The sequence below is a fragment of the Pseudarthrobacter sp. YAF2 genome (genome assembly GCF_052113345.1).
Classification (GTDB): Bacteria; Actinomycetota; Actinomycetes; order Actinomycetales; family Micrococcaceae; genus Arthrobacter.
On the sequence record NZ_JBFRDA010000015.1, the window covers coordinates 42,448 to 54,256 of the forward strand.

Annotated in this window: 9 protein-coding genes; 6 read left to right on the forward strand and 3 right to left on the reverse strand. The window is 64.9% G+C overall.

What is annotated here, in order from left to right:
- Positions 1 to 20: 20 nt before the first annotated feature.
- A complete protein-coding gene (locus AB4Y79_RS16090; RefSeq protein WP_441863817.1) occupies positions 21 to 1,511 on the reverse strand; it encodes an amino acid permease in 1,491 nt (496 codons plus the stop codon).
- 368 nt (positions 1,512 to 1,879) lie between these two features.
- On the opposite strand from AB4Y79_RS16090, the gene AB4Y79_RS16095 reads away from it, so the two are divergent.
- The 5 genes from AB4Y79_RS16095 to AB4Y79_RS16115 all read left to right on the forward strand — a co-directional run bounded on the left by AB4Y79_RS16095 (position 1,880) and on the right by AB4Y79_RS16115 (position 9,852).
- Entirely contained in the window at positions 1,880 to 3,793 is a 1,914-nt protein-coding gene (locus tag AB4Y79_RS16095) for a DUF222 domain-containing protein (protein ID WP_441863991.1), read from the forward strand.
- A gap of 1,322 nt (positions 3,794 to 5,115) precedes the next feature.
- Positions 5,116 to 5,943 carry an IclR family transcriptional regulator gene (locus AB4Y79_RS16100; RefSeq protein ID WP_441863820.1) on the forward strand — a complete coding sequence of 276 codons (828 nt, stop codon included), beginning with the start codon at positions 5,116 to 5,118 and terminating at the stop codon, positions 5,941 to 5,943.
- 207 nt (positions 5,944 to 6,150) lie between these two features.
- A complete protein-coding gene (gene hutU / locus AB4Y79_RS16105) occupies positions 6,151 to 7,848 on the forward strand; it encodes a urocanate hydratase (RefSeq protein WP_441863823.1) in 1,698 nt (565 codons plus the stop codon).
- A gap of 3 nt (positions 7,849 to 7,851) precedes the next feature.
- Positions 7,852 to 9,444 (forward strand): histidine ammonia-lyase, encoded by a 1,593-nt coding sequence (hutH, locus tag AB4Y79_RS16110; protein WP_441863826.1) that lies wholly within the window; start codon positions 7,852 to 7,854, stop codon positions 9,442 to 9,444.
- 162 nt (positions 9,445 to 9,606) lie between these two features.
- Positions 9,607 to 9,852, forward strand: coding sequence for a hypothetical protein (locus AB4Y79_RS16115; RefSeq protein WP_018763066.1), 246 nt, complete (start codon positions 9,607 to 9,609; stop codon positions 9,850 to 9,852).
- A gap of 143 nt (positions 9,853 to 9,995) precedes the next feature.
- Here the strand turns inward: AB4Y79_RS16115 and AB4Y79_RS16120 are convergent, their stop codons facing one another.
- Positions 9,996 to 10,256, reverse strand: coding sequence for a hypothetical protein (locus AB4Y79_RS16120; protein WP_441863829.1), 261 nt, complete (start codon positions 10,254 to 10,256; stop codon positions 9,996 to 9,998).
- Between the two features lie 211 nt (positions 10,257 to 10,467).
- Here AB4Y79_RS16120 and AB4Y79_RS16125 point away from each other — a divergent pair, with 211 nt between their 5' ends.
- Positions 10,468 to 11,349, forward strand: coding sequence for a fumarylacetoacetate hydrolase family protein (locus tag AB4Y79_RS16125; protein ID WP_441863832.1), 882 nt, complete (start codon positions 10,468 to 10,470; stop codon positions 11,347 to 11,349).
- A 14-nt stretch (positions 11,350 to 11,363) separates the two neighbouring features.
- Here the strand turns inward: AB4Y79_RS16125 and AB4Y79_RS16130 are convergent, their stop codons facing one another.
- Positions 11,364 to 11,756 carry a universal stress protein gene (locus AB4Y79_RS16130; protein WP_441863836.1) on the reverse strand — a complete coding sequence of 131 codons (393 nt, stop codon included), beginning with the start codon at positions 11,754 to 11,756 and terminating at the stop codon, positions 11,364 to 11,366.
- Positions 11,757 to 11,809: the final 53 nt, after the last annotated feature.

An 11,809-nucleotide genomic window follows, 5' to 3' on the forward strand; every position in this document is an offset into this window, starting at 1 on the left:
CTTCCTTTGCTGTGGACGGTCTATTGGTTGTTGCGGGCGGCCCCGACCACCGGCAGCGGCGACGTTTCGTCCTCGAGGTGGGCCCGGCGTCGTCCGTCCCCCTTGACCCACAGCCGATACGCCAGGACAAGCAGCCCGAGCCAGGCTGCGCCCACGTAGAGGGCCACCCGGGTGTCCTCGAAGGCGCCCAGGATGGCGATCACCAGCGCCATGAAAGCGATGGTGAGGACTGAAGCGGCGGGCCACCATGGTGAGGGAAATTCCGACGCCGGCAGGCCGTTCCGCGCGATTTCCCGCTTCATGGCGACGTGGGACGCCAGGATCATCACCCAGACCCACACGGTGGCAAAGGTGGCGATCGAGGCGATGACCAGGAACACGTCCTCCGGAATGACCGCGTTGAGGACCACGCCCACCAGCAGGATCCCGGCCATCATGACCACCGTCATCCAGGGGACGCCGTGGCGGGAGACCTTGCCGAAAACTAACGGTGCGTGCCCTTGATTGGACAGTCCGAAGAGGATGCGGCCGGCGCCGAAAATGTCGCTGTTGATGGCAGAGAGTGCGGCGGTGATCACCACGGCGTTGAGGATGTGCGGCGCCGCGGGAATGCCCAGGCCGCTGAAGATCTGGACGAACGGGCTGCCGTTGCTGCCCACCTGGTCCCACGGGAAAAGGCTCATGAGGACGCCCAGCGTCAGGACGTAGAAGAGCAAAACGCGGACCGGGACGGTGTTGACGGCCTTGGGAATGACCTTCTTGGGGTCTGCCGCTTCACCTGCCGTGATGCCCAGGGTTTCGACCCCGCCGAAGGCGAACATCACTACGGCGAAGGACGCCAGCAGGCCTTCGAAGCCGTTCGGGAACAGGCCGCCGTGGTCAACCAGGTTGCCCAGGCCCGGCGCCACGGTGGAGCCGCCGGCCTGGAAACCGAACATGATGATCGCGGCGCCCCCTGCAATCATGGCGATAATGGCCGCGACCTTGATCAGCGAGAACCAGAATTCGAGTTCGCCGAAGACCTTGACGCTGAGGAGGTTCAATGCCGCCAGGAAACAGATGACGGCGAGGACCCAGATCCAGCGGTCTACCTGCGGGAACCAGAAGCCCATGTAGATACTGAAGGCGGTGACGTCGGCGATGGCAACGATGGCCATCTCGAAGACGTACGTCCATCCGGTCACGAAGCCGGCGAGGGGTCCGAGGTATCGGCCCGCGTATTGGCTGAAGGAACCGGACACCGGGTGCCTTACCGCCATCTCGCCCAGGGCGCGCATCACCATGAACACCGCGGCGCCGCCGATGATGTAGGCCAGCAGGACGGCGGGGCCCGCCTTCTGGATGGCGGATGCGGAGCCGTAGAAGAGGCCGGTGCCGATGGCGGAGCCCAGGGCCATGAAGCGGATGTGCCGCACGTTCAGGCCGCGGTTGAGGACGCGTCCGGCGGTGTCCGCCGGCTTCTGCTGGTCCACCGGACTGTCGATCCGGGTTGGGGTTGGAGCTGGTTGCATGCAATTACCTTCTCGTCATTGGGAGGGGAGCCGCTAACCAGCAGACCATTTTCGGAGGGACCGTGATGAGGCTCACGGCGGGTTGCTGTCTTCGGTTTCAGACAGTGCGGCAGCGTTTGGATGTGCGGGAGGATTTTGGCGCTGCGCAAGTTCCTTTGCGCCCCGGGTATTTCTGGTGCGCCAGGGATTCTGGGCAGCGAGGATGCGTACGACGCCGGTACGCAGTTTCTTGGGCCGGGACCTTGGGTGCCTCGTGGGGTTGATGCGTGCGGGCTTGGATGCCAACCCGCGATGACGCCTCGGCTTTAAATGTCAGACCCTCGTTGGATGATGTTTTTATGGGAATTGGTACGGATTTGGCGGCGGTGATGGAGGGTGTTTGTGCCTCTGTTGCTGCGTTGGATGCGCTGGTTCTGGAGGACGCTTCCTTGGAGGGTGCGCCGCTGGAGGGTGCCGCGCTTGACCGTGCTGGGGTTGGTGCTGGGGCTGGTTTTGGGCCTGACGCTACTGCTACTGCTACTGCTACTGCTGCTGGTGTTGGTTTGGAAGCCGGTGGTGGTGTTGATGTGTTGGGGCGGCGGTATGGGTTGTGCCTGGAACGGTTGGATGTCGTGGCGCGGTTGGAGGCGCAGCTTGCGGCGGTGAAGGCCCGGGACGTGGCGGAGTGCGTCGGGTTGCAGCTGGCCATGACCCCGCCCGAGGCGCCCGTGGATGAGCGCACTTATGCCGAGATGTCGACGGTGGAGGAGATCGCCGGGGTCCTTACGGTCAGTTCCGGGGCCGCCGGGGCGTTGGTGGAGCAGTCGCGGCGGGTCTGTTCCCTGCCGCCGGTCCAGGGGGCGTTGTCCGCTGGGGACATCTCGTGGCAGCACGCGAAGGTTCTTGCGGACGAGACTGAGGGCCTCACGCCCGCGGGTGCTGCCGGGTTGGTGGCGCACTTCTTCGACCCCGACGCACCCGACCCCGCCCGCGGCGCCGCACCCGGTGAGCTCGTGCCGTCCAGGTTCCGGGCGAAGGTCCGCGCCTGGCGGGAACGCCACCACCCCGAAACCTTGGAGAAACGCCACGCCAAGGGGGTGGCGGACCGGCGGATGGACTACGCCCCGGACCGGGACGGCATGGGCTGGATCTCGCTCTACCTGCCCGGTGACACCGCGTGCGCCATCTGGAACCGGAGTACCGCGACCGCCCGCGGACTCCAAAGCCCTACGGAAGAGCGGACCCTCACCCAGCTCCGCGCCGACGTCGCCGCCAGCCTCCTCCTCGGCGCCGGGCTCAGCACTGCGGCTGCTGCGAGCACCAACCACACCGACCACACCAACCCGTCCCTCGGGTCCGGCACCACCTCCACCGGTGGCACCTCCACCGGTGGCACCGAACACGCCAGCGCGGCTACAACTGGGGCCGGCCGCGACACGGATCCCGTGCATGCCACCGGTATGGTCAACACCGAGGGTACTGGGACCGACGGGGCCGGGACCGCTGCCGGGCTTGGCAAAGTTCCCGTTCCGCGGGCCGATGTCATGGTCATGGTGCCGGTGTTTTCGCTGCTTGGCCTCACCGATGAGCCGGCCGTGTTGGACGGGTTCGGGCCTATCCCGGCGTCGATGGCGCGGAGGCTCGTCGCGGGCGGGGCGGAATCGTTCTACCGGGTCCTGGTCGACCCCCGCGACGGGGCACCCCTGGACATCGGCCGAACCCGCTACCGGCTGCCCGAGACCATTAAGAAATGGATCCGGATGCGGGACGGTAAATGCACCTTCCCCGGCTGCACCAACCGCACCACGGACAACGACACCGACCACCTCACCGCCTGGGAGAACGGCGGCCCCACGAATGTCCGGAACCTGGGCCAGCTCTGCCCCAAGCACCACCGGCTCAAACACGCCAGACCCTGGATACCAACACCCGCAACAACGAATGAGCCACCCGGGTGGATCTCACCCACGGGCCGCCACTACAAACCCGAACAACCAGACCGTGAACCAACCCACTGGCCGGCCTTGAGCGAGGCGTTGTGGGGTGCCACGTTGAAGATGAGGTCGGGACAACAGGACCTGTATGTGCCTGCATACTTTGACCTGCCCAGCGGTCACGCCAGTCAGGAGGAGCCGCCGCTGGGAGATACGCCCCAAGTCCTGGAGGGGGCGGATCCGTGGGACATGCCGGCCATTGACGTCCCCTGCGACCCTGGTCCCTCCGAAAATGAGCTGCCGACCGATCCCTTCCCGGAGTGGGAGCTGTTCCTGGATTTCGATGAGCTGCAGTCAGCTGCCCCATGACGCTCACTCAACGTGTCTCATAACTGCCATTGCCCAATTGCCACCTAGGTTCGTGAGAATGCCCTGCTGGTGCCGCCTGTCAGACGAGACGGCGCGTGCTTGAATCGCCAGGGTCCGCCTATGAAGTCCCTTAAACGCTCTTCAGCTGAAAACTACGCGGCGGCGCTTGAATCGTGGTCGTTTCTCGAAATTTCGGATAAACGGCCACGGTTCACTTCGCCCTTTGGTGATGTCTTTTTTTGAAGATGCGGGCGGTTTCTGGTTTTAGGCCTTGCTTGCCAGTGGGTTGAGTCTGCGATAGGAGGCAGAGAATGACTTTCCTGGTTCCTTGAAATCCCGGGCAGACCAGGATGAGTACCTCGTGATCGCGCTGGCCAGCGCAGCTGAGAGCACGAGCCTTCTTCCGCGAGAAGCGCAAAATCTACAGTTTTCGGGTCCTTCCCGAAATTGGGAGGGGTAGTGGACTTGAGGATCGTGGAGCTTTGCGATTTCGTGGTTGCTACGAACATCGCCGGGCAGAGCCATCAGCGGACGATAGATATTCCCCCTGAAACGCCCAACACCGATGTGGCCCGGAATTGATTTTGCCGATCATGACACGCGTACTGCACGACACAGTGGTGTATTTTTGAGTCCACTGCATTTAAGTGCAAGCATTATGGGGTTTGTTGCTGTGGTGTCCCGAAATCTTGGGACGCCAAAATTCCAGGCTATCAAGACGACCTGGGGTGATGCAGCGTCTAACAGTGGTCGAGTTTGAGACAATCAAAGCGGCCTTGGTTCTCCTCGCAATAGCAAACCCGGGAATCAATGAAATCCGTGGCAGTCCCAAGTTTCGCTTACCGTTTCATTTTGTCTCTTTCGTAGCCCGGAAGGCGCGTGTTTCTTTGAAGAAGTGGATGTTTGTTTCCTTAGTTGTGGCTGCCTCAACGGTCGCAATGGGTGGGGCTGGATGGCTTGCTGTGTTGTTGATGTCCGGAACGACCCCTCAACTTAGTTCGCTTCTGGCTCCCGCAATTCTCGGACCGTTGATCGGAGGGTGGTTTGCCTCAAGGACCTGGGCAGATCGGCAGGCCTTGGCGCGCCGGGCAGCTGATTCAAAGGAAAACAGCCTGGATTCGGAGTCTGAAGAGAAACAGTTGGGAAGTTCACGGTAGGGGTCGCCGCCCCGCCCGAACACTGTGATGGAAGGGCTCAACCAGGGTTACCTGTCTGGTATCACAGACAGGAAACCTTAGGGGCAGCACCGCCGCAAGGTCACGGAGGGCGCAAGCTTAAGTACGGGATACCGGACAGAGCTACGCAGAAAGACCCCTCCAGCCATGAACACTGCAATAAGCACCGAAGCCCAGGCGCCCCGCGCCGCGGTCAAGGCATCCTCAAAAGTCCCTGCTGCGGAAAACACCCTGCGCATCCTCAAGCTGCTGGCCTCCCGGCGCGGGCCGATGGCGGCCTCCCAGATCGCCTCCAGCCTGGACCTGCCCCGGTCCAGCGTCTACCACCTGCTGGGTGTCATGGAGGCGAACGGCTTCGTCCTCCACCTGCATGAGGAGCAACGCTACGGACTGGGCATCAGCGCCTTCGAACTCAGCTCCGCGTATTCGAGGCAGGAGCCTTTGTCCCGGCTTGGCCGGCCCCTGCTGGCGAGTCTCGTGGACGCTCTCGGCGAAAGTGCGCACCTGGCAGTTCTGCACGGCCGAGATGTCCTGTATATCGTGGAGGAAAGGGCGAAGAACCGCCCGTCACTGGTAACCGACGTCGGCGTCCGGCTTCCCAGCCACCTCACCGCCAGCGGACGGGCCATCCTTGCCGCGCTGCCAAAGTCGCAGGTACGTGCGCTGTACCCGAACGCCGCCGCCTTCACCGCCCGGCATGAGGTGGTGGGGGCCATCATGAAGTACTCCGCGCTGTCCTCCCACCTGGACCAGGTCCGCCAACGGGGATACGCCACCGAACATGGCGAGGTGACTCCAGGTTTTGGTTCCATCGCTGCTGCTGTGACCGACCATCTGGGGTGGCCCACCGCCGCCGTTGCGGTTACCTTCCTTGAGGACAAGCTGCCCGCGGAGGAGTGGCCGGTCTTGGCCGCCCGTGTCCAGAAAGTGGCCGACGAGCTCTCCGTCCGCCTCCACGGCCGGCCCGGAAAATAGCCGCCCACACGCGCGCATTGCCCTCTCAGTTTTCGTCCCCATCCAGCCCGACCGAGGACCAGGACTGACAGGGCAAAACCGAAACGCGGCCATGTCTGCAATACCGGACAGTACCCCGTAAAAACCCCTGTGAAGGCCGTCCTCCAAGGGCTTTAGTTGATACAGAACTTCTTTCACACCACAGACACCAACGAGAAGGAGCCCATCATGGCACCCGCCGATTTCACCACCGGTGGCCGCCCGGTCAAAGCAGCCCGCGGCACCGAGCTCACCGCAAAGTCCTGGCAGACCGAAGCGCCGCTGCGCATGCTGATGAACAATCTGGACCCCGAGGTTGCAGAACGCCCGGATGACCTCGTGGTCTACGGCGGCACCGGCCGCGCTGTCCGGTCCTGGGCGGCCTTTGATGCCATCACCCGCACCCTGGAAAGCATGGAAAAGGACGAGACCCTGCTGGTCCAGTCCGGCAAGCCGGTCGGCGTGTTCCGCACCAACGAATGGGCCCCGCGCGTCCTGCTGGCCAACTCCAACCTCGTCGGCGACTGGGCAAACTGGCCCGAGTTCCGTCGGCTCGAGGCCGAGGGCTTGATGATGTACGGCCAGATGACCGCCGGATCGTGGATCTACATCGGTACCCAGGGCATCCTGCAGGGCACGTTCGAAACCTTCGCCGCGATTGCCCGCAAGCTCACCGGGGACGAGAACGGTACCCTCGCCGGCACCCTGACGCTCACCGGCGGCTGCGGCGGCATGGGCGGCGCCCAGCCGCTCGCCGTCACCCTGAACGACGGCGCCTGCCTGATTGTCGACGTCGACGAGTCCCGCCTGCGCCGCCGCGCCGGCAAGCGCTACCTGGACGAGGTGGAAACGGATCTCGACGCCGCCATCGCCAAGGTGCTCAAGGCCAAGGAAGAGCGCCGCGGCTGGTCCGTGGGCTACGTGGGCAACGCCGCCGAGGTTTTCCCCGAGATCCTGCGCCGCCACAAAGCCGGCGAACTCACCGTCGACATCGTCACCGACCAGACCTCGGCCCACGATCCGCTGAGCTACCTGCCAGAGGGCATCACGGTGGACGAATGGCACCGCGAGGCAGAGGCCGATCCGGAAGGCTTCACCAAGAAGGCCCAGGCCTCGATGGCCAAGCACGTCCAGGCCATGGTCGAGTTCCAGGACGCCGGCGCCGAAGTCTTCGACTACGGCAACTCCATCCGCGATGAAGCCCGCAAGGGCGGCTACACCCGTGCCTTCGAGTTCCCCGGATTCGTCCCGGCCTACATCCGGCCCCTGTTCTGCGAGGGGCTCGGCCCGTTCCGCTGGGTTGCCCTCTCGGGTGACCCGGAGGACATCCGCGTCACGGACGAGGCCATCAAGGAGCTCTTCCCGGAGAACAAGCACCTGCACCGGTGGATCGACGCCGCCCAGGAGCGGGTCGAATTCGAAGGCCTGCCGGCGCGCATCTGCTGGCTGGGTTACGGCGAACGCGCCAAGGCCGGGCTGCTGTTCAACCAGCTCGTGAAGGACGGCAAGGTCAAGGCTCCGATCGTGATTGGCCGTGACCACCTGGACTCGGGCTCCGTCGCCTCCCCGTACCGCGAGACTGAGGCCATGGCTGACGGCTCTGACGCGATCGCGGACTGGCCGCTCCTGAACGCCCTGCTCAACACCGCTTCCGGCGCCACTTGGGTGTCCCTGCACCACGGCGGCGGCGTGGGCATCGGCAGGTCCATCCACGCCGGCCAAGTCTCCGTCGCCGACGGCACCGACCTCGCCGCCCAGAAGCTCGAACGCCTGCTCACCAATGACCCCGGCATGGGCGTCATCCGCCACGCCGACGCCGGCTACGAACGCGCCCTCGACGTCGCCAAGGAGCGCGGCGTCCGCATCCCGATGAATGAGAGCAAGTAAGACATGACTGCCATTACCCACGAACCGCTCACCGTCACCCTTGGCGCCGTCGGCCTCACGGCCGAGGACGTGCTCGCCGTCGCCCGCCACGACGCCAGGGTGGCCATCTCCCCGGACGCCCTGGAAACCGTTGCCAAGGTCCGCGCCCACATCGATGACCTCGCCGCCAGCGACGTCCCCGCCTACGGCATCTCCACCGGTTTCGGTGCCCTGGCCAACCGCCACATCCCCAACGAACTGCGCACCCAGCTGCAGAAGTCCCTGATCCGCAGCCACGCTGCAGGCATGGGGCCGGCCGTGGAGCGGGAGGTGGTGCGCGGCATCATGTTCCTGCGCGCCAAGACCCTGGCCTCCGGCCGCACCGGCGTCCGCCCCGTGGTCCTGCAGACCATGGTGGACGTCCTCAACGCCGGCATCACCCCGGTAGTCCGCGAATTCGGCTCGCTCGGGTGTTCAGGAGACCTGGCCCCGCTCTCGCACTGCGCCCTGGTGCTGATGGGTGAAGGCGAGGCAGCAGGGCCCGACGGCGTCACGTACGGCGGGCGTGGCGAGCGGACTGTCGCCGAGCTGCTTGCGCAACACGGCATCGAGCCGGTCACCCTTGCCGAGAAGGAAGGACTTGCGCTGGTCAACGGCACCGAGGGCATGCTGGGCATGCTCCTGATGGCCATCGCCGACCTCCGTCAGCTGCTGGCGACGGCGGACATCACCGCCGCGCTAAGCGTCGAGGCGCTGTTGGGTACCGACCAGGTGTTCCTGCCCGAATTGCACGCTGCGCTGCGTCCGCATCCCGGCCAGGCAGCCAGCGCCGACAACATGCTGCGCGTGCTGTCTAATTCGCCGATTGTCGCTTCCCACAAGGTGGGGGACTCCCGGGTGCAGGATGCCTACTCGCTGCGCTGCGCCCCGCAGGTTGCCGGTGCCGTCCGTGACACCGTTGACCATGCGGAACTCGTGGCAACCCGCGAACTGGCCGCGGCCATCGACAACCCCGTTGTCCTGCCCGACGGCCGCGTGAGCTCCAATGGCAACTTCCACGGTGCGCCCGTGGCGTACGTCCTGGACTTCCTGGCCATCGCCGTCGCGGACCTCAGCTCCATCGCCGAACGACGGACGGACCGGATGCTTGATCCTGCCCGGTCGCACGGACTTCCCGCCTTCCTGGCGTCGGATCCGGGCGTCGACTCGGGGCTGATGATTGCGCAGTACACCCAGGCAGGCCTGGTCTCGGACAACAAGCGGCTGGCAGTGCCGGCTTCGGTGGATTCGATTCCAAGCTCCGCCATGCAGGAGGACCACGTCTCCATGGGCTGGCACGCGGCACGGAAGCTGCGCAAGGCGGTGGAGAATCTCCGGCGGGTCCTGGCCATCGAGCTGGTGACCTCTGCACGCGCCCTGGACATCCGCACCCAGCTTTCCGGTGGCGAGCTCATTCCGGGCCCGGCGGGTACCGCCGTCGTGGCTGCCCTCCGCGCCGTGGTGGATGGTCCGGGGACGGACCGTTTCCTGTCGCCCGAACTCGAAGCGGCGGACCGGCTGGTTGCCTCCGGGGAGGTGCGTCGGGCGGCCGAATCCGCCGTCGGCTCCCTGGCCTGAAGCCGAAGAATCTTCAGTGCCTGCTGCGCTTCTGTCCGAAGGGCGGAATATCCGGCGTCACTGCCCGTGGTGGGGTGCGGAGTGTAGTAGAACTGAGGATGTAGTGAAAGTCACATCAACGACGCTGTGGCAGCAGAACAATACAAAGGGGTAGAAGTTCAAATGAAAGCACGTGGGGCAGTCCTGTCCAGGCGCAACGCCCATTCCGCCGCGGTATCCAACTGGAAGGCCCTCAAGGCCGGGGACCGCGTCGAAATCATCAAGCATGCGCATGTGGTGGCAGCCGGGGAGGTGGAAGAGGTTTCGCAGAGCGGCAACGTCCTCTGGCTGGTGCCGGCCGGACCGTCCGACCTGTCGGAGAAGCAGCTCTTCCTGAAGTCCGACGGCGTCCAGGTCCGCCTCGCCTGAGCCACACCCGCAGCAACCAAGAATCCCCGCAGTGCTTCACGGCACTGCGGGGATTTTTATTTGCTTCAGGTGTCCGTCCGGGGGACCAGAGGGATGGCCAGGTATGGCGAACCAGGCGGCCGGCGAATCAGGCAGTAGGCGAATCAGGCCGCGAAGGATTCGTAGGTTTCGCCGAAGGGCACTGATTCGTCCAGGGCTACCGTGTAGCGTCCCGGGTGCAGCCTGGTTACCAGGATGCCGCAGGCGGCGTCCTTGGCTGCCACCTCAATCAGTTCGGCTACCGCGTCTTCCAGTCCTGCGTGGACCTCGCTGGCGCTGGAGAACTCCAGGCTGATGGACCGGAGTTCCGGCACTTCGGCGGGCTTGGCAGCGGCGGGGATGCGCTCCAAAGTGGTTGTAGTCATGTACTGAACTTTCTCTGTTTCGTGCCAGGTGGCTCCGCTATTCTAGCGATGAGTATTCACATATGTCAGATGACTGCCCTCCTAAAGCCTTGGGGAGGCGGTCACAAACCGTCCGTTCGCGGCGCCGGACGGAATCAACGACCATGGAAGCGGGTCCCGCACGGACCCAACATCCAGCAGTCCCGTCCCTACACCCTTGAGGAGATTCGGTATGAAGATCATGCGCCTGGGCCACAGCGGCAGCGAACAGCCCGCCGTGCTGGTTCCCTCAGTGGACGGCGTCGGCCAGTACTTCAGCCTGCTGCCCCTGACCGACGATGTTGACGGCGGGTTCCTCGCAGCCGGCGGCCTGGACAAGGTCCGGAAAGCCTTGGAAGCAGGTGAGCTGCCGGTGCTCGAGGGCGCAGACGCGCTTCGGGTCGGGCCGCCCGTGGCAAGGCCCGGTTCCGTGGTGGGCATCGGGATGAATTACGCCGCGCACGCCGCCGAGTCCGGGGCCGAACCGCCAACGATTCCCGTGGTCTTCCTCAAGCCAAGTAATACGGTCACCGGCCCGTTCGATCCCGCTCCGCTGCCTCCGCGATCCGCCAAGTACGACTGGGAAGTGGAACTGGGCATCGTGATCGGCAGGGAGGCCGGCTACCTCGGGTCACTGGAAGAAGCAGCCGCGTGCATCGCCGGCTATGTCACTGCCAACGACCTCTCCGAGCGTGAATACCAGCTGCCCGGTGCCGCGGGTCAGTGGACCAAGGGCAAGTCGCTGCCCGGGTCAACGCCCCTGGGCCCGTGGCTGGTTCCGGCGGAGGACATCGACGGCGGCAACCTTCCGCTGGGCAGCTGGGTGAACGGCGCACCGCGCCAGGATTCCTCGACGTCTGAACTGATCTTCGACGCGCCCACCCTCGTCCACCACTGCAGCCAGTACATGCGGCTGGAACCTGGCGACGTGATCCTCACCGGAACCCCGGAAGGCGTGGCGCTGAGCGGCCGGTTCCCCTACCTCCAGCCCGGCGACGTGGTGGAAGTGGAAGTGGAAGGCCTGGGCCGCCAGCGCCAGGAGCTGTTCCGGGCGCCGGCGGCCGCAACGGCCTAGTTGATGCTGCGCCGCTAGCCTGCCTTGACCGCCAGCACCGGGCAGTCCGCCTCAAGCAGGATGCGTTGGGATGTGCTGCCCATGATCAGCTTGCCCACCGGCGTACGGCGGCGCAGGCCAATCACGATCAGCTCCGCATTGTGCTCCTCTGCGGCGTCCAGCACCTCCGCCGCGGCGTCATGGCCGCGGACCGGACGTTTGATCAGGTAGCCGATGCCTTCGCCGGCAAGCCGCTGCTCGATGTCCTGGATGTTTGATTCCGGGGCAAAGCGGTTATCCACCGTGGCTTCGCCTTTGGAGGAGTTGATCAGTACCAGGGTGCTGTTGCCCTTGCGGGCTTCGATGATGGCCTGCGTCAGGGCAGCTTCGCCCTCCGGGGTAGGGACGTATCCCACAACGACTGTCATTGTTGTCTCCTTATGTCTTCTGTGACCCACGCGGACAGGTGTCCCTGCCCGGG